This is a genomic window from Variovorax sucrosi (assembly GCF_051216635.1).
In the GTDB taxonomy this organism is placed as follows: Bacteria; Pseudomonadota; Gammaproteobacteria; order Burkholderiales; family Burkholderiaceae_C; genus Variovorax.
In genome coordinates, this window is sequence record NZ_JBPJZU010000011.1 from 69339 (window position 1) to 86971 (window position 17633).

Annotated in this window: 19 protein-coding genes; 10 read left to right on the top strand and 9 right to left on the bottom strand. The window is 68.5% G+C overall.

Annotation, left to right across the window (positions count from 1 at the left end):
* Positions 1 to 34: 34 nt before the first annotated feature.
* From ACSFBE_RS20910 to ACSFBE_RS20920, 3 genes are all read right to left on the bottom strand, one after another.
* The gene (locus tag ACSFBE_RS20910) at positions 35 to 1120 is read right to left on the bottom strand and encodes an ABC transporter substrate-binding protein (protein WP_435492333.1); all 1086 of its coding nucleotides are present in this window, start codon (positions 1118 to 1120) and stop codon (positions 35 to 37) included.
* 60 nt (positions 1121 to 1180) lie between these two features.
* Positions 1181 to 2620, bottom strand: coding sequence for an FAD-binding oxidoreductase (locus tag ACSFBE_RS20915; RefSeq protein ID WP_435492334.1), 1440 nt, complete (start codon positions 2618 to 2620; stop codon positions 1181 to 1183).
* A gap of 201 nt (positions 2621 to 2821) precedes the next feature.
* Positions 2822 to 5785, bottom strand: coding sequence for an L-glutamate gamma-semialdehyde dehydrogenase (locus ACSFBE_RS20920; protein WP_435492335.1), 2964 nt, complete (start codon positions 5783 to 5785; stop codon positions 2822 to 2824).
* Positions 5786 to 5882: 97 nt separating this feature from the next.
* On the opposite strand from ACSFBE_RS20920, the gene ACSFBE_RS20925 reads away from it, so the two are divergent.
* Entirely contained in the window at positions 5883 to 6362 is a 480-nt protein-coding gene (locus ACSFBE_RS20925; RefSeq protein WP_435492336.1) for an Lrp/AsnC ligand binding domain-containing protein, read from the top strand.
* Positions 6363 to 6364: 2 nt separating this feature from the next.
* On the opposite strand, the gene ACSFBE_RS20930 is transcribed toward ACSFBE_RS20925, so the two are convergent.
* Complete coding sequence (locus ACSFBE_RS20930) at positions 6365 to 7276, bottom strand: LysR family transcriptional regulator (protein WP_435492337.1); 912 nt, start codon at positions 7274 to 7276, stop codon at positions 6365 to 6367.
* A 150-nt stretch (positions 7277 to 7426) separates the two neighbouring features.
* Here ACSFBE_RS20930 and ACSFBE_RS20935 point away from each other — a divergent pair, with 150 nt between their 5' ends.
* Together ACSFBE_RS20935 and ACSFBE_RS20940 are read left to right on the top strand one after the other, a co-directional pair.
* Positions 7427 to 8143, top strand: a complete 717-nt coding sequence (locus ACSFBE_RS20935) for an SDR family NAD(P)-dependent oxidoreductase (protein ID WP_435492338.1) — start codon at positions 7427 to 7429, stop codon at positions 8141 to 8143.
* Positions 8144 to 8149: 6 nt separating this feature from the next.
* Positions 8150 to 8434, top strand: coding sequence for a tautomerase family protein (locus ACSFBE_RS20940; RefSeq protein WP_435492339.1), 285 nt, complete (start codon positions 8150 to 8152; stop codon positions 8432 to 8434).
* Here the strand turns inward: ACSFBE_RS20940 and ACSFBE_RS20945 are convergent.
* Positions 8357 to 9043, bottom strand: a complete 687-nt coding sequence (locus tag ACSFBE_RS20945; RefSeq protein ID WP_435492340.1) for a YggS family pyridoxal phosphate-dependent enzyme — start codon at positions 9041 to 9043, stop codon at positions 8357 to 8359. The genes ACSFBE_RS20940 and ACSFBE_RS20945 overlap by 78 nt on opposite strands.
* Before the next feature lie 39 nt (positions 9044 to 9082).
* Here ACSFBE_RS20945 and ACSFBE_RS20950 point away from each other — a divergent pair, with 39 nt between their 5' ends.
* The 4 genes from ACSFBE_RS20950 to ACSFBE_RS20965 are packed head-to-tail and all read left to right on the top strand — an operon-like array spanning position 9083 to position 12714.
* On the top strand, positions 9083 to 10126 hold the full coding sequence (locus ACSFBE_RS20950) for a type IV pilus twitching motility protein PilT (protein WP_435492341.1): 1044 nt from the start codon (positions 9083 to 9085) through the stop codon (positions 10124 to 10126).
* 32 nt (positions 10127 to 10158) lie between these two features.
* Positions 10159 to 11295: a PilT/PilU family type 4a pilus ATPase gene (locus ACSFBE_RS20955; RefSeq protein ID WP_435492342.1), complete on the top strand. Its 1137-nt coding sequence runs from the start codon at positions 10159 to 10161 to the stop codon at positions 11293 to 11295.
* Positions 11296 to 11335: 40 nt separating this feature from the next.
* Complete coding sequence (gene pdeM / locus ACSFBE_RS20960; protein WP_435492343.1) at positions 11336 to 12034, top strand: ligase-associated DNA damage response endonuclease PdeM; 699 nt, start codon at positions 11336 to 11338, stop codon at positions 12032 to 12034.
* Positions 12031 to 12714, top strand: coding sequence for a Crp/Fnr family transcriptional regulator (locus ACSFBE_RS20965; RefSeq protein ID WP_435492344.1), 684 nt, complete (start codon positions 12031 to 12033; stop codon positions 12712 to 12714). The genes pdeM and ACSFBE_RS20965 overlap by 4 nt, the downstream gene beginning before the upstream one ends.
* A 6-nt stretch (positions 12715 to 12720) precedes the next feature.
* Here ACSFBE_RS20965 and ACSFBE_RS20970 read toward each other — a convergent pair whose 3' ends face one another.
* Genes ACSFBE_RS20970 through ACSFBE_RS20980 form a run of 3 tightly spaced genes read right to left on the bottom strand, consistent with a single transcriptional unit; the run spans position 12721 to position 14781 of the window.
* Complete coding sequence (locus ACSFBE_RS20970; protein WP_435492345.1) at positions 12721 to 13239, bottom strand: TPM domain-containing protein; 519 nt, start codon at positions 13237 to 13239, stop codon at positions 12721 to 12723.
* Positions 13240 to 13241: 2 nt separating this feature from the next.
* Positions 13242 to 14168: a TPM domain-containing protein gene (locus ACSFBE_RS20975; protein ID WP_435492346.1), complete on the bottom strand. Its 927-nt coding sequence runs from the start codon at positions 14166 to 14168 to the stop codon at positions 13242 to 13244.
* A 10-nt stretch (positions 14169 to 14178) separates the two neighbouring features.
* Positions 14179 to 14781, bottom strand: coding sequence for a LemA family protein (locus ACSFBE_RS20980; RefSeq protein ID WP_435492347.1), 603 nt, complete (start codon positions 14779 to 14781; stop codon positions 14179 to 14181).
* 128 nt (positions 14782 to 14909) lie between these two features.
* Here ACSFBE_RS20980 and ACSFBE_RS20985 point away from each other — a divergent pair, with 128 nt between their 5' ends.
* Genes ACSFBE_RS20985 through ACSFBE_RS20995 form a run of 3 tightly spaced genes read left to right on the top strand, consistent with a single transcriptional unit; the run spans position 14910 to position 16914 of the window.
* Complete coding sequence (locus ACSFBE_RS20985; protein ID WP_435492348.1) at positions 14910 to 15362, top strand: YybH family protein; 453 nt, start codon at positions 14910 to 14912, stop codon at positions 15360 to 15362.
* A gap of 34 nt (positions 15363 to 15396) precedes the next feature.
* Positions 15397 to 16362 (top strand): YheT family hydrolase, encoded by a 966-nt coding sequence (locus ACSFBE_RS20990; RefSeq protein ID WP_435492349.1) that lies wholly within the window; start codon positions 15397 to 15399, stop codon positions 16360 to 16362.
* A 21-nt stretch (positions 16363 to 16383) separates the two neighbouring features.
* Positions 16384 to 16914: a DUF2946 family protein gene (locus ACSFBE_RS20995; RefSeq protein WP_435492350.1), complete on the top strand. Its 531-nt coding sequence runs from the start codon at positions 16384 to 16386 to the stop codon at positions 16912 to 16914.
* 64 nt (positions 16915 to 16978) lie between these two features.
* Here ACSFBE_RS20995 and ACSFBE_RS21000 read toward each other — a convergent pair whose 3' ends face one another.
* Positions 16979 to 17587 carry a c-type cytochrome gene (locus ACSFBE_RS21000; protein WP_435492351.1) on the bottom strand — a complete coding sequence of 203 codons (609 nt, stop codon included), beginning with the start codon at positions 17585 to 17587 and terminating at the stop codon, positions 16979 to 16981.
* Between the last annotated feature and the right edge of the window lie 46 nt (positions 17588 to 17633).

Genomic DNA, 17633 nt, shown 5'->3' on the forward strand with positions numbered 1-17633 from the left:
GGTGTGGACTCGGGAAGCGGTCGATGCGAAGTGGTCAGGCGAGCACCCAGCCGTTGAAGCGCTCGATCACCGCGGCCTGGTTGTCGAGCCAGTAGCGCGCGTTGATCTGCACGCCGCTCTTCATGTTCTCGGCGCTGGTCGGGCTGTTCTTCGCGATCTCGGGCTTCACGTAATTGAAGGCGCCCGGCTGCGTGAAGCCGGCGGCAAAGAATTCGGCCTGCACCGCCTGGCGCTTCGGGTCGGACGCGAAGCGGATGAACTCGCGGCAGGCATCGGCGTTGGGTGTGCCGGCGAGGATCGACCAGTTGTCGACGCCCCAGAGGTTCTGGTTCCAGACGATGGTCACGTCGGCGCCCTTGCCGATGGCCTGCTGCGGCCGCGACACCCAGGTAGCGACCATGTCGACCTCGTTCGACATCAGCATCTGCTCGACCTGCGCGCCGGAGTTCCACCACACGTCGATCTTCGACTTGACCTTGTCCAGGCTGGCGAAGGCGCGATCGAGGTTGGCTGGGTAGACCTGGCCGGGCGCCACGCCGTCGGCCATCAGCGCTTCCTCAATGGTGTCGAAGGGGTGCTTGCGCAGCGAGCGGCGGCCCGGGAAGTCCTTGGTGTTCCAGAAGTCGGCCCAGGAGTTGGGCGCCTTGCGGCCCTTGAACGCGGCGTTGCGGTAGGCCAGCACGGTGCTGTACACGTTGGTGCCCACGCCGTAGGGCGACATGTACTGCGCCGGGATGGTCGCGACGTTCGGGTCGGATTCGACGCCGTGCTTCTCCAGGTAGACCTTGCTGCCGCTGGTCAGGATGAGGATCGCCGGCTGGCTGATCTTCGCCATGTCCCAGGTGTAGTTGCCGGTCTCGACCATGCTCTTGATCTGCGCCGTGGGCTCGGCATTGGCCTGCACCGGCACGACTTCGATGCCGGTCTTGGCGGTGAAGGGCTTGTAGAACGCGGCCGCGTAAGCCTGGCTGTAGATGCCGCCGTCGTCACGCACCACGATGCGCTTGCCGGCGGCGCGCGCCGGCGTCCAGATCGTGGGCGCGGCAAGGGCGACGATGCCGCTCGCAGCCGCTTTCAGGGCGTTGCGACGGGACGGTTTGCTGGGAGGCAGTGTGTGCATGACGAACTCCTTCGGTGAAAGAAAGGGAAGCAGGGACGTGAACAGAGACGGGGACGGAAATCAGTGGGTGCGGGGCGGCGGCGCGTCGGGCACCAGGCGGCCTGGGTTGAACAGGTTCTGCGGGTCGATCGCCTGCTTCATGCGGCGCATCAGACCCAGTTCGACCGGCGATTTGTAGTGCGCCATTTCGTCGAGCAGCGTGCGGCCGATGCCATGCTCCGCGCTGAAGGTGCCGTGCAGGCTGTGCGCCACATCGTTCACGCTGTGGCGGATGCGCTGGGCCATCGCCTCGGGGTCGGCCACGGCCTCCCATTCGGCGAAGGTGAAGAAGGGGATGAAGTGCACGTTGCCGTCTCCCAGGTGCGCCACGATGACGATCGGCAGGCCGGGCACGATGGCATGCACCGCGGCGGTGGCGCGCTCGATGAATGCGGGCACCGACGACACGGGCACCGCGCTGTCGGTCGTCAGGCCCACGCCGGCCTTCTTGTTGGCTTCGGAGACGCTGTGCCGGATCTCCCACATCGCCGCACGCTGGACACCGCTGCTGGCCAGCACGCCGTCGAACAGCAGCGCCTGTTCGGCCGCGCGCTCGAGCACCTGTTCCAGCGTGGCCTGCAGCGCGTCTTGCGCGCCGGTGTCGGACAGCTCGATGAGCACGTGCCAGGGGTGCAGTTCGGACAGCGGGTTGCGCCGGCTGGGCAGTTGGTCGGTCACGATGCGCAACTGGTTCGCGTCGATCATCTCGAAGGCCGAGAGGCTGGCGCCGCAGGCCGACTGGAACATGCCCAGCAGTTGCAAGGCCGCCGCCGGCGTGCGTGGCGCCACCCAGGCCACAGCGTGCGAGGTCGGCAGCGGATGCAGCTTGAGCGTGGCGGCAGTGACGATGCCCATCGTGCCCTCGGCGCCGATGAACAGGTGCTTCAGGTCGAGGCCGGTGTTGTTCTTGCGCAGGGTGTAGAGCCCCTCCCAGACGGTGCCGTCGGGCAGCACCACCTCGAGGCCCAGCACGTTGTCGCGCGTGTTGCCGTAGCGCAGCACGCCGGTGCCGCCGGCATTGGTCGCGATGGTGCCGCCGATCTGGCACGAGCCTTCGGCACCCAGGCTGATCGGGTAGAGGCGCCCCTGCGCGGCCGCAGCCTCCTGCACGGCGGCCAGCACGCAGCCCGCTTCGACTTCCATGGAGTTGTTGGCCGCATCGACCGAGCGCACGCGCCGCATGCGGGCCAGGTTCACGATGACCGGCGCCACGCCGTCGGTGCCGGGCACCGCCCCGCCGCACAGGCTGGTGTTGCCGCCTTGCGGCAGCACCGGCACGCCGTGTTCCACGCACAGGCGCACGATGGCGGCCACCTGCGCCGTGTTCGAGGGCTGCACCACGCACGCCGCCGGGCCGCGGTAACGGCCACGCCAGTCCTCGGTGAAACCGGCCACGTCGTCGGCAGTCTTGAGGACCGCACCGGCCCCGAGGAGGGCCGTCAGCTGTTCGATCAAGGTCATCTTTGCACCATTTGGGTGAGGGCCATGCAGCCCGCGAATGCTTCAGGCCAGTGTACGCAAACCCCATGCCAATGAATTGCATAGTGCACTCTTCAATTGCAATGAGATTACTTTAGGGGAAAGCACTGAGCCCGGCCTGCGGCGAGAACGCCACAGGGCCGGGCCCAGGGAACCGATCTGCGCGTTGCGCAGGCGGCCATGTCAGTGCATCGCGGCAAGCAGCGCGGCGTTGCCGCCGGCCGCTGCGGTGTTGATCGTCACCGTCTGCTCGGCACAGAAGCGGTACAGGTAGTGCGGCCCGCCCGCCTTCGGCCCGGTGCCGCTCAGCCCTTCACCGCCGAAGGGCTGCACACCGACCACCGCGCCGATGGTGTTGCGGTTGACGTAGACGTTGCCGATGTGGGCCTGGGCGGCCATCGCGAGCGCGCGCGAGTCGATACGCGTCTGGATGCCGAAGGTCAGCCCGTAGCCGAGCGCATTGATCTCCTCCACCACCGCGGCCGGGTCGCCCGACCAGCGCACGATCTGCAGCACCGGGCCGAAGATCTCGTTGCGCACATGCGCGATGGAGGGCACCTCGAAGGCTTGGGGCGCGATGAAGTTCGGCATGGGTGCAGTCCCTGGCGCCGCCACCGGCGACGCGCCGATCGGACGGCCATGCACGGTCAGCGCGTCGATGGCGCGCGCCACGTTGTCGAGGGCCTCGGCGTCGATCAGCGGGCCGACGTCGGTGGTCAGCAACGCCGGGTCGCCGCCGGCCAATTCGGCCACCGCACCGCCAAGCATCTCGATCACGCCATCGGCGATGCGCTCGTGCACGCACAGCAGCCGCAACGCCGAGCAACGCTGGCCGGCCGAGCGGAAGGCGCTCTGCACCACGGCATCGGCCACCTGCTCGGGCAGGGCGCTCGAGTCGACCACCATGGCGTTGATGCCGCCGGTCTCGGCGATCAGCGGGACGATCGGACCGTCCTTCGCGGCCAGGGCGCGGTGGATGATCTTCGCGACCTGCGTCGAGCCGGTGAAGACCACGCCCGCCACGCCGGATGCCGCCACCAGCGCGGCACCGACAGTCTCGCCGGGCCCGTGCAGCAGTTGCACGGCCTCGGTCGGCACGCCGGCCGCATGCAGCAATTCGACGGCCGCCAGAGCCACGCCGGGCGTCTGTTCCGCGGGCTTGGCCAGCACCGTGTTGCCGGTGGCGAGAGCGGCCGCCACCTGGCCCATGAAGATCGCCAGCGGGAAGTTCCAGGGGCTGATGCAGACCCAAGGGCCGCGCGCGACGAGGCGCAGTTCGTTCGATTCCCCCGTCGGTCCTGGCAGCGCCACCGGCTGCATGATGCGTTCGGCCTCGTCGGCGTAGTAGCGCAGGAAGTCGACGGCTTCGCGCACCTCGGCCACGGCGTCGCCCCAGGTCTTGAAGGCTTCCTTCACCAGCAGCGCGCAGAAGCGCGGCAACGCCGCCTGCAGCGCATCGGCCGCATCGCGCAGCACCGCGGCGCGGCGCGCGACGGGCGTGCTGCGCCATGCCGGCAACGCGCGCAGGGCCGCGGCCACGGCGGCTTCGGCGCGTGCGGCATCGAAGAGCGGAACGGGCGGCACCTGCGTGCTCGCCAGCGCGGCCAGCAGCGGCTCGCGCATGGTGGCCACCGCGAGGTCCAGCCCTTCGCTGTTGCGTCGCGCCGGTGCCGGGCCGTAGAGCACGGGCGGCAGCGGCAGCGACGCGACCGGCGCGGCGTGCAGCGGGGAGGCCAGCAACTGGTCGACCGGCACCTGCACGTCGCCCAACTGGTTCACGAAAGAGGAGTTGGCGCCGTTCTCCAGCAGCCGGCGCACCAGGTAGGCCAGCAGATCCTTGTGCTGACCGACCGGCGCGTACACCCGCACATGCGCCGTCGTCGCCTTCATCACCTCGCGGTACACACCCTCGCCCATGCCGTGCAGGCGCTGCAATTCAAACCCCTGCTTGCCCGCCATCTGCAGGATGGCTGAGATCGTCCCTGCGTTGTGCGTCGCGAACTGCGGGTAGATGGCGTCGGGCGCGGCCAGCATGGCGCGGGCGCAGGCGAGGTAGCTCACGTCGCTGTGGTGCTTGTGGGTGAACACGGGGTAGTGCGGCAGGCCGAGCTCCTGTGCGCGCTTGATCTCGGCGTCCCAGTAGGCGCCCTTGACCAGGCGGCACATCAAGCGCAGTCCATGCCGGCGCGCGATGACGACGACCTCGTCGATGAGTTCGAGCGAGCGCGTCTGGTAGGCCTGCATCGCCAGTCCGAAGCCGCGCCATTGCGGCGTCTCGGCCGCGATCCGCGCCGCCAGGGTCTCGAAGACGTCCAGCGAGAGTTCGAGCCGGTCGACCTCCTCCGCATCGATCGTGAGGTTGAGGTTGGCATCGGCGGCCAGTGTGCAGAGCTGCCACACGCGCGGCACCAGTTCGCCCATCACGCGCTCGCGCTGCGCGTCTTCGTAGCGCGGATGCAGCGCGCTGAGCTTGATCGAGATGCCGTCGTTGTGCTCGGGCGCGCGCGTGGCGTCCGACTGCGTGCCGATGGCGCGGATCGCGTCGGCGTAGCTCTGCAGGTAACGCAGCGCGTCGGCGTCGGTGCGCGCGCCCTCGCCCAGCATGTCGTAGCTGAAGCACAGCGCCGGCTGCTTCTTCTGCGCGCTGCGCGCCTCGCCCATCGCCTCCTGGATCGTCTGGCCGAGCACGAACTGGCGGCCCAGCAGCTGCACCGCACGCAGCGTCGCCCCGACGACGGTGCGGGAGCCCAGGCGCGCCAGCAGGCCGGGCGGATGGTCGCCCTCGGGCAGGAAGCGCTTGGACAGCGCAATGGCCGACGAGGACAGCCGCGCCAGTGTCGAATCGGCCGCGCCGTCGAAGTCGGCGCGGCCGAGCTGGTCGGCGGTCAGGGCGATGGCGGTCTCGACATCGGGCACCCGCAGCAATGCTTCGGCCAGCCGCATCAAGGCCAGGCCCTCGGCACTGGAGATCGGGTATTCGCGCAGCAGGCTTTCCATGGCCCAGAACGGCGGCGGGTTGTCGCGCACCGCCTGCACCCAGGGCGCGGCGGTGACGGCGGCACGCTGCCAATCGAGTGCGCCCTTCAAGGCGGCCAGGCGGTGGGCGACGACGGCAGGTTCGGGGCGGTAGGGGGTGGGCAAGCGCATGGCGGAATCCAGAGGAAGGGCGATGGACCGATGGTGCCGCCGCACCATTCGAGTTATTCACCAATTTCATGTCGGCTCACCGGATAATCAGCTAGCAATGAGCAACGAATTACCAGACTTGGACCGCATCGACCTCAAAATCCTGAAGGTTCTGCAGGAAGACGGCCGCCTGTCGAACCTGAAGCTGGCCGAGACCGTCGCGCTGTCGCCCACGGCCGTGCTCGCGCGCGTGCAGCGGCTGACGCGCGAAGGCTTCATCCAGGGATACGAAGCCCGGCTCGACCCGCACAAGCTGGGGCGGGGCTTCATCGTCTTCGTCGAGGTGCTGCTCGACCGCACCACGCCCAACGTGTTCGACGCCTTCAAGGCGGCGGTGCAGGTGCGCGACGAGATCATGGAATGCCACATGGTCGCCGGCGGCTTCGACTACCTGATCAAGACGCGCATGGCCGACATGGCAGCGTATCGCGACTTCGCCGGCACGGTGCTGTGGCAGCTGCCCGGGGTGCGCGAGACGCGGACCTATGCGGTGATGGAAGAGGTGAAGAGCAGCGCGCGGATTCCGCTGCCTGGCTGAGGCTACGCGGAGCGCTGGCCGAGCAGATAGTCGACGAACACGCGCACTCGCAAGGGCACGAAGCGCCGGTGCGGATACAACAGGCTGTGGGGCCGCGAACGGCCGCCGAAGTCCTGCAGCAGTTCGACCAGCCGGCCCGCGCGCAGGTCCTCCTCGACCACGAAGCGATAGACCTGGAACACACCCGCGCCGTGGCGCGCCAGCGTGGCACCAGCCACCACATCGTCCGAGCATGCATAGCCGCCGGCGGTCTGCAGATCGAGATCCTGCCCGTGTTGCCGGAACAACCACGGCACGGTGCGCCCGCTGCTGGGCAGTTCGAACTGAATGCACTCGTGCGCGCTCAGGTCCTCGAGGGTCGAGGGCCGCCCGCGGCGCAGCAGGTAGTCGGGCGATGCGACCACGACCAGCGGCGTGTCCTCCAGATGCCGTGCCACCAGTGTCGAATCGCCCGTTGCCCGCGCCCGTACCGCCAGGTCGTAGCCCTCTTCCGCGAAGTCGATGTTGCGGTTGCTGACGTTGATCTCGACCTTCACTTCGGGATAGCGCTCGCGGAATGCCGGCACCAGCGGCAGCAGGCGGTAATGGCCATAGGTGGTCGGTGCGCTGATGCGCAGCAGGCCGGACGGCGCGAGCTGATGGCCGGTCACCTCCCGTTCGGCTTCGACCAATTGGTTCAAGGCCTGCCGGCACTGCTCGAAATACCCGCGCCCCGCTTCGGTCAGGCGCATCTGGCGCGTGGTCCGGGTGAAGAGCCGCACGCCAAGCCGCCGTTCCAGCCGGGAGATCGAACGACTGACGGCCGCAGGCGTCACCGAGGCGGCCGCAGCCGCGGCCGTGAAGCTGCCTTGCTCGGCAGCGAGGCAGAACAGTTCGATGCTGCCCAGCAGCAGGTCGTCGAACTGCCGGTTCATCGGGTGTGGCTCACTTGATTCATTACATCAGGTACTTTTAGATGTTCGTGAAACCTACTTTAAGCCATGAAAGCACATCAATAAAGTCGAGGCAACAGATCCAGCGACCCGCCGAGGTCTGTCAACCCCGCACTTCAAAGGACTGTTCTCATGACTTCCAACGTTTCCAAAGTCGCCGTCATCACCGGCGCCTCCAGCGGCATCGGCGCAGCGCTGGTCCAGGCCTATCGCCAAGCCGGTTTCCGGGTGGTTGCCAACTCGCGTTCGATCGGCGCCAGCGCCGATCCGGACATCCTGACGATCGCGGGCGACGCCGCGGAGCGCGCGACGGCCGAGCGGATCTTCAGCGAGGGCGTGGCGCGCTTCGGCCGCATCGACACGCTGGTCAACAACGCCGGCATCTTCACGGCCAAGCCGTTCACCGCGTTCACCGGCGAGGACTGGGCGGCGAACATCGGCACCAACCTGGCCAGCTTCTTCCACATCAGCCAACTGGCCGTGAAGCGGATGGAAGCGCAGGGCTCGGGCCACATCGTCCAGATCACGACGAGCCTGGCCGAGCAGCCGATCAACGGCGTGCCCTCGGTTCTGGCCTCGCTGACCAAGGGCGGCCTGAACGCCGCCACGAAGTCGCTGGCCATCGAGTACGCGTCGCGTGGCATCCGCGTGAATGCGGTCTCGCCCGGCATCGTGAAGACGCCGATGCACCCGCCTGAAAACCACGCGATGCTCAGTGGCCTGCATCCGCTGGGCCGCATAGCCGACATCGAGGAGATCGTCGACGCGGTCCTGTTCCTCGAGAACGCCAAGTTCGTGACGGGCGAGATCCTTCATGTCGACGGCGGGCAGTCCGCCGGCCACTGGTGATCCGCCATGCCGTACATCAAGATCGAGATCACGCGCGAAGGCGTGACCCAGGAACAGAAGAAGCAGCTGATCGCGGGCGCGACGGAGCTGATGGTGCGCGTGCTCGACAAGGACCCGGCAAGCACCTTCGTCGTGATCGACGAAGTTGATCTCGACAACTGGGGCGTGGGCGGGCGTCCGGTTGCCGAATGGCGCCGAGAGCAGGCCGCGGCCCTAGCGCTGGCCGAAGATCGCCGTGCCCACGCGGACCAGGGTGCTGCCCGCCGCGACCGCGGCCTCGAGATCGGCTGACATCCCCAGCGACAGGGTGTCGAGCGCGATGCCGGCCGCGCGGATCTCCTCGAAAACGGCCGCCGCGCGCAGGAACAAGGCCCGCTGCGCCTCGAAATCAGGCGCCGGTTCGGGGATCGCCATCACACCGCGCAGCCGCAGCCGTGGCAACGCCGCCACGCCCCGCGCCAGCGCCAGGGCCTCCTCGGCCGCCACCCCGGACTTGTTGGGGCCGCCGTCGACATTGACCTGCAGACAGACCTGCAGCGGCGGCAGCCCGTCGGGCCGCTGCTCGGACAGCCGCTCGGCGATCTTCAGCCGGTCGATGCTGTGCACCCAGTCGAAGTGTTCGGCCACCACCCGGGTCTTGTTGCTCTGCAGGGGGCCGATGCAGTGCCACTGCAGTTGCGCGCGCGCATCAGCCAGCGCCTGAATTTTGGCGACCCCTTCCTGCACATAGTTTTCGCCGAAGGCCGTCTGGCCGGCCGCCAGCGCCTCTCGCACCGCGGCGGCCGGCCAGGTTTTGGAGACCGCCAGCAGTTGCACGCCGGTCGGATCGCGGTCGGCCGCGGCACATGCCATCACGATGCGTTGGCGAACTTGGTGGAGGTTGGCGGCAATCATCGTCATAATCATTCAAAGCGTATCAAAACGTCACCGAGGACCTTCGTGGACATCACCCAACTGCTGGCTTTCAGCGTCAAGAACAAAGCCTCCGACCTGCACCTTTCGTCAGGGCTGCCCCCCATGATCCGGGTGCACGGCGACGTGCGGCGCATCAACGTCGACGCGCTCGACCACAAGGCGGTGCACGCCATGGTGTACGACATCATGAGCGACACGCACCGCAAGCACTACGAAGAATTCCTGGAGGTCGATTTCTCCTTCGAAATCGACGGCCTGGCGCGCTTCCGGGTGAACGCCTTCAATCAGTCGCGCGGCGCGGCGGCGGTGTTCCGGACCATTCCCTCGAAGATCCTCACGCTGGAACAGCTCAACGCGCCCAAGATCTTCGGCGACCTGGCGCTCAAGCCCCGTGGCCTGGTGCTGGTGACCGGGCCGACCGGCTCGGGTAAATCGACCACGCTGGCGGCGATGGTGAACTACCTCAACGAAACCGAGTACGGCCACATCCTGACCGTCGAAGACCCGATCGAGTTCGTGCACGATTCCAAGAAGTGCCTGATCAACCAGCGCGAAGTCGGCCCGATGACGCTGAGTTTCGCCGCCGCGCTGCGCTCGGCGCTGCGCGAGGATCCGGACGCGATCCTGGTGGGCGAAATGCGCGACCTGGAAACCATCCGCCTCGCCATGACCGCCGCCGAGACGGGCCACCTGGTGTTCGGCACGCTGCACACCTCGTCGGCCGCCAAGACCATCGACCGGATCATCGACGTGTTCCCGGGCGAGGAGAAGGAAATGATCCGCGCGATGCTGTCGGAGTCGCTGCAGGCGGTGATCTCGCAGACACTGTGCAAGACCAAGGACGGCCAGGGCCGCGTGGCGGCGCACGAGATCATGCTGGGCACCTCGGCCATCCGCAACCTGATCCGCGAAGGCAAGGTGGCGCAGATGTATTCGTCGATCCAGACCGGCAGCGGCCAGGGCATGCAGACGCTCGACCAGAACCTGACCGACCTGGTGCGCCGCGGCGTCATCAGCGCCGCGGAAGCGCGCGGCAAGGCCAAGATCCCCGAAAACTTCCCAGGCTGACGCGCTGCGCCACCTGTAGCCGAGAGACCATCATGGAACGCGATCAGGCCAGTCAGTTCATCAACGATCTGCTCAAGCTCATGGTGAGCCGCAAGGGCAGCGACCTGTTCATTACGGCGGACTTTCCGCCGGCGATCAAGGTCGACGGCAAGATCACCAAGGTGTCGGGCCAGTCGCTGGGCATGCAGCACACGGTGGCGCTGACGCGGTCGATCATGAACGACCGGCAGGTGGCCGAGTTCGAGCGCACGAAGGAATGCAACTTCGCGATTTCGCCCACCGGCATCGGCCGCTTCCGCGTCAACGCCTTCGTGCAGCAGGGCAAGGTCGGCATGGTGCTGCGGACCATCCCCGCCGTGCTGCCGACCATCGACGGCCTGAACATGCCGCAGGTGCTCAAGGACGTGTCGATGACCAAACGCGGCCTCACCATCCTGGTGGGCGCGACCGGCTCGGGCAAGTCGACCACGCTGGCGGCCATGGTCGACTGGCGCAACGAGAACTCCTTCGGCCACATCGTGACGGTCGAAGACCCGATCGAGTTCGTGCACCCGCACAAGAACTGCGTCGTGACGCAGCGCGAGGTGGGCATCGACACCGACAGCTGGGAAGCCGCGCTGAAGAACACGCTGCGCCAGGCCCCTGACGTGATCCTGATGGGCGAGATCCGCGACCGCGAGACGATGGAACACGCGGTGGCCTTCGCCGAGACCGGCCACCTGTGCATGGCCACGCTGCACGCCAACAGCGCCAACCAGGCGCTCGACCGCATCATCAACTTCTTCCCCGAAGAACGCCGCGCGCAGTTGCTGATGGACCTGTCGCTCAACCTGCGTTCGCTGATCTCGCAACGGCTCGTTCCCACCCAGGACGGCCTGGGCCGGGTCGCCGCCGTCGAGGTGCTGCTCAACACCCCGCTGATCTCCGACATGATCTTCAAGGGCGAGGTGGGCGAGATCAAGGAGATCATGAAGAAGAGCCGCAACCTGGGCATGCAGACCTTCGACCAGGCGCTGTTCGACCTGTTCGAATCGAACGCGATCAGCTTCGAGGACGCCATTCGCAATGCCGACTCGGCCAACGACCTGCGCCTGCAGATCAAGCTCAACAGCCAGCGTGCCCGCTCGACCGACCTGTCGGCCGGCACCGAGCACTTCGCCATCGTCTGAGGGCCGCTCCGTGTTCCGGGACTTCTGAGACACTCGTGCAGTGCCTTCCGACGTCTCCACCGCCTGCCTCGTCGACTGGGCGGGCGAATCCCTCGAACTGCTGCCCGAACGCGCCCTGTGGTGGCCCGCGCGGCGCACGCTGTTCGTCGCCGACCTCCACCTGGGCAAGGCCGCGACCTATCGCGCCCTGGGCCAGCCGGTGCCTGGCGGCACGACGCAGGAGAACCTCGATCGGCTCGACGCGCTCATCGCCCAGCACACGCCGGTCGCGATCGTCTTTCTCGGCGACTTCCTCCATGCGGCCCAGGCCCGCACACCACAGGTGCTGGCCGCGCTGCAAGCCTGGCGCGCGGCGCACCCGGCGCTGCGCATGACGCTGGTGCGCGGCAACCACGACAGCCGCGCGGGCGACCCACCGGCCGCGCTCGGCATCGCGGTGGTCGACGAGCCGTACCTGCTCGGCCCCTTCGCCTGCTGCCACCATCCGCAAACCCACCCGACGCACTTCGTGCTGGCCGGCCACTTGCATCCCGTCTGCAGCCTGCACGGCCGCGGCCGCGACAAGCTGCGGCTGCCCTGCTTCGTGCAGGAAGGTGGCCAGGCGATCCTGCCGGCCTTCGGCGAATTCACCGGTGGCTGGCAGGTGCCGGCCGGCCCCGGCCGGCGGTTCTACGGCGTCGGCGGCGAGGCCGTGTGGGCCCTGCCCGAGACGGCCACCGTCGCAGGAGTCGGGCGATGAGCAACCTACGGAATCCCGCCACCAGCCTGCGCGATCAGGCGGCGCTGATGCTCATGCGCGCGTCGCCGGTGGCCGAACTCGACTTCCATGACGCGGGCCTGGTGATCGACGCCATGCAGCCGGTCTTCGTCGAGGCAGGCACCGTCTTCATCGAGGAAGGCCAGACCGACGGCAACGAGTTCATGGCGCTGCTGATCGAAGGCCAGGTGCGCGCCGAGAACGCCACCGGCGCGCCGGGCGAGGACATGGTGATCTCGCTCATCGGCGCGGGCAACCTGATCGGCGAGATGGGGTTGATCGACGGCGCGCCACGTTCGGCCACCTGCACGGCGCTCACCGACCTGAAGCTCGCCATCCTCTCGCGCGAGGCGCTGCGCGGGCTGGTCGAGTTGCAGCCGGCCGTCGCGACGCGGCTGTTGCTGACCGTCGCCGGGCTGCTGGGTGTGCGGGTGCGCGAGAACAACCGCCGTCTGCGCACGCTGTCGCAGGTGGCCAAGGCGATGCAGCGCGAACTCGACGCCACCCATGCCATCAACCGTCGCCTGCTGAGTGCGCAAGGCGGCATGGAGGCGCCTACGAGCGTCCATGGGGCGCTGTCGCGGCCCGGCCCGGCCGCGCTGGATTCGGGCTTCGACACCGACCTGGCGCCCTCGAACTTCGGGCCGCTCAGCGACCGCTGAGTTGGGTCAGATCACGACCGGCGCGTCTGGCAGCTCGTTGCGCTCCGGCGCGTCCTCGCCGCGTGGAAAGTGCGCCACTAGCAGGGCGGAGATCTCTTCCAGCGCCTGGGTCAACCCATCCTCGAAACGGCCTTCGCGGAACGCCGCACCCATGCGCTGCGCCATCGCGCGCCATTCGTCGTCGCTGACCCGCCGGTCGATGCCGCGGTCGGCCACGATCTCGATCGCATGCTCGGCCAGCAGCAGGTAGATGAGCACGCCGTTGTTGTGCTCGGTGTCCCAGACGCGCAGCTTGCCGAAGAGCATCACTGCCCGCTCGCGCGCGGGGGCGCCTCGCCAGACGTAGCTCGCCGGCAGGCCGGCTTCGATGCACAGGCGGATCTGGCCGGTGTGGCGACGCTCGCTGGCGGCCACGCGGGCCTGCAGCTTCGCAAGCACCGCCGGCGGCAGCACACGGCGCACATCGGCTTCGTCGGTCGAGCGATGGCGCCAGAGCCGGGCCAGGGTGGTGATGAACGAAACCATGCTTACCAATCCCCCGAGGCGCCACCGCCGCCGAAATCGCCGCCGCCGCCCGAGCTGAATCCGCCGCCGGACGAGCCGCCGCTCCAGCCGCCGCCACCGCCGCCGGTGCTCCAACCGCCGAAACCGCCGCTGCCACCGCCGCCGCGCCGGCTGCCCGCCAGCATCGGTCCGACGCCGGCCATCAGCGTGACGACCAGCGCCGCGATGCCGGCGATCGCGGCCACCAGCACGGTGGCGGTGATCGCCATGGCGACGCCACCCACACCCAGCCCCATGACGAAGGGCGCGAGCCTGGCGCCGAAGAGGCGGCGCGCGATCGGCGCGCCGACGACGACCGCGAAGAACAGGAAGATCGCGAGGCTTTCCCAGTCGAAACCGAAGCCGCCGGAGCGCGCGTCGTCGCGCTGCTCGACCTCGGGCAGCGCCTCGCCGGAGATGCGGGCAATCAGCTGGTCGGCCGCGGCATTCAGGCCGCCGGCAAAGTCGTTGTCGCGAAAGCGCGGCTTCATCGCGTTGTCGATGATCTGCGCCGCCGCGATGTCCGGCACGGCGCCCTCGAGCGTCTTGGCGACCTCGATGCGCATCTTGCGATCGTTCTTGGCGACGATCAGCAGCACGCCGTCGCCGACCGCGCGGCGGCCGATCTTCCAGTCGTTGGCGACGCGGTTGGCGTAGCTGGCAATGTCCTCGGGCTCGGTCGTCGGCACCATCAGCACCACGAGCTGGCTGCCCTTCTGCTGCTCGAAGGCGGCGAGCTTGGCCTCGAGGGCCTGGGCCTGCGCCGCGTCGAGCGTGCCGGTCTGGTCGATCACGCGGGCCGAGAGCGCCGGCACCGGCAAGAGGCCCTGCGCGTGGGCGCCGCTGCCCAGCAGGCACAGCGCCAGCAAGGCGAGGCCGGCGATCGACCGCAGCAGCCGCGCCGCGTTCATGGCGCGCGACTCACTTCTTCGGCGTGCCGAAGTCGACCGTCGGTGGCGTGGAGATCTGCGCCTCGTTCTGCACGGTGAAGTTCGGCTTGGGGTCGTAGCTGAAGACCTTCGCCGTGATGTTGGTCGGGAAGCTGCGTGCGAGCACGTTGTACTCCTGCACCGTCTGGATGTAGCGATTGCGCGCCACGGTGATGCGGTTCTCGGTGCCCTCGAGCGTCACCCGCAGGTCGCGGAAAGCCTGGTTGGCCTTCAGGTTCGGGTACTGCTCGGAGACGACCAGCAGGCGCGACAGCGCCGATGAAAGCTCGCCCTGGGCCTGCTGGAACTTGGCGAAGGCCGCCGGGTCGTTGAGCGTCTCGGGTGTGACCTGCACCGAGGTCGCCTTGGCGCGCGCTTCGATCACCTTGGTGAGCGTCTCCTGCTCGAAGTTGGCCTCGCCTTTCACCGTGGCCACGATGTTCGGCACCAGATCGGCACGGCGCTGGTACTGGTTGAGCACCTCGCTCCAGGCCGATTTGCTGGCCTCGTCGAGCGACTGGAACTGGTTGTAGCCGCAGCCGGTGAGCAGGCTGAGCGACAGCGCCGCAAGGAGGGTCAGAAGCCAGCGTTTCATGGTGTGTGTTCCCTTGATCGATCGATGCCGGGCTGCACGGCAATGCGGCAGGCGGCGGGTGGGCGGCAAGCATAGCCCAGCCGACATCCGGCACAGGCAAAATCCCCTCTCCTCCTACATCTGCACCCATGTCCACCAAGACCAAGCTCCGCGCCGCGGCCGTCGGCGGCACCGCCGACGATGTCGAGATCGCGTTCTACGAGGCGCTGCAACGCGGCGACATCGAAGCCCTCATGGCCTGCTGGGCCGACGACGACGAGGTGTTCTGCGTGCACCCCGGCGGCCCGCGCCTGGTGGGCACCGGCGCCATCCGCGCGGCGTTCGAGCAGATGTTCGCCAACGGCGCGATCCACGTCCGGCCGGCGCGGGTGCGCAAGGTCGAGTCGCTGGCCAGCGCGGTGCACAACGTGCTCGAACGCATCGAAGTCCTGACCGCCGAAGGCCCGCGACACGCCTTCGTGCTGGCGACCAACGTCTATCACAAGACCGCCCAGGGCTGGCACCTGGTGGCGCACCACGCCAGCCCCGGCAGCGCGCACGAGCCCGACGACGACAACGACGCGCGCCAGACGCTTCACTGATCGGCTGCACGGATCTCCTGCACCCCCTGCACCGATGCGCTACATCGCACCGCGCTGGCTGCCTGGCGGCAACCTGCAGACCATCTGGCCGGCGCTCTACGCGCGCCGCACCGAGGGCCCGCCGCCCACCTACCGTCGCGAGCGCTGGCCCACGCCCGACGGCGATTTCGTCGATGTCGATTTTGTCGATGCCGCCGCGCCGTCGGCTCCGCTGCTGGTGCTCTTCCACGGCCTCGAAGGCTCGTCGCGCAGCCACTACGCCGAGGCCTTCGCCGCCTTCGCCGCCGCCCGCGGCTGGGGCTTCGCGGTGCCGCACTTCCGCGGCTGCAGCGGCGAGATCAACCTGGCGCCGCGGGCCTACCACTCGGGCGACTTCGAGGAAGTCGGATGGATGCTGGGGCACTTCGCGGAGCACCATCGTGGTCCGCTGCTGGCGGCCGGCGTTTCGCTGGGCGGCAATGCGCTGCTGCGCTGGGCCGAAGAGGCCGGCAGCGCGGCCGCCCAACGGGTGCGCGCCGTGGCATCGATCTCGGCACCGCTCGACCTCGCGGCCGGCGGCGCCGCCATCGGCCGCGGTTTCAACCGGCTGGTCTACACCCGCATGTTCCTGGCAACCATGAAGCCGAAGGCGCTGGCCAAGCTGGCGCAGCACCCCGGCCTGTTCGACCGCGACGCCCTGCTGGCGGCCCGCGACCTGTACACCTTCGACAACCTGTTCACCGCGCCGCTGCACGGTTTTCGCGATGTCGACGACTACTGGTCACGCGGCTCCGCGAAGCCGCACCTGGCCACCATCCGCGTGCCGACGCTGGTGGTGAACGCGCTGAACGATCCCTTCGTGCCCGCCGCCAGCCTGCCGCGGCAGGCCGAGGTCGGCGCGCACGTCACCCTGTGGCAACCGGCGCACGGCGGCCACGTCGGCTTTCCGCTCGGGCTGCCGCCCGGCCATGTACGCGGCTTGCCCGCGCACGTGGGCGATTGGCTGACGCAATACGTGTAGCACTGCGCGCAGAATCGCCGCATGGACGACATCGTCAAGCAAGCGCTGGCCAAATGGCCGAACGTGCCCCACTGCCACGGCTGGCTGGGGCTGGATGCCCGTGGCAACTGGTACATGCGCGACGACCGGACCCAGGCGGCAGGCCCCTTCCCCAGGTCGAAGGGCTCGCTGCTGCGGCATGACAAGCTGATCGACTTCATCCAGCGCAACTACGAGCACGACGAAGCCGGCCAGTGGTTCTTCCAGAACGGGCCGCAACGGGTGTATGTCGAACTGGAAGCCGCCCCCTGGGTCTGGCGCGTGGCGGAGGATTTCTCGGTGTCTTCGCACGCCGGCACTCCGACGACCATCGACGCCTGCCTGCTGGACGAAGCCGGCCGCGTGTACCTGGTGACGCCGCTGGGGCTGGGCCTGGTGCACACGCAGGACGTGGGCCTGGCCGCCGATGCCATCGAGCAGGGCCGCTGGCCTTCACCAGAGGAAGTCCGGGCCATCGACCTGCCGCTGCGCTTCGGCCATGTGCTGAGCCCGACAGCGCACCAGGCCGCCTGACCGGGCGGCACCATGAGAAAAGCCGGCATGCAGCCGGCTTCGGGGAGGGGCGACGGAACGCCGCTTACTTGGCGGCGACCGGCGCCGCGCCGGACGCTGCGCCATCGGCCGGCGCAGCCGCTGCGGCAGGACGGTCGGGCACCGGGAAGGTCGCACCGGCGGCGTTGGCCAGATAGACCACCGCACGGCCGATTTCGATGTCTTCGAAGTCGCCGCCGCCTTGCGGCGGCATCGCGCCCTTGCCCTTGAGGGCGTGTTCGAGCAACGTGGCGTAGCCCTGGCCAATGCGCGGCGCCCAGGCGGCCGTGTCGTTGAGGTGCGGGGCACCCGGGATGCCCGGGGCGCCATGGCAGGCGATGCACTGCGCCTTGAAGACCGCCTCGCCCGCCGCCAGCGCGCGGTTGGCATCGCGGATTTCGATCGCGCCGACCTTCTTGAGCCGCTCGCCGAGTTCGCGATCGCGCGCGTCCTGCGAAACCCCGTACAGCGCCATGCTGTCGCCCTCGGCCGTGCCCGAAGGCCGGGTGCCCGACACGACGAAGGCCACGAGGCCCACGATGATGGCGATGGGTGCGACGAACGAGAAAAAGACCGCCAGCAGCAGTTGTTTCGGGTTCTTGATCGGGCCGGTGTGGGCTTCTTCTGTGGCCTGGTAGTGCGGGTCTGCGCTCATGGCGTCCTCAAATCGGGGGCTTCTCGGGGGCTTCGAACCAACCGGC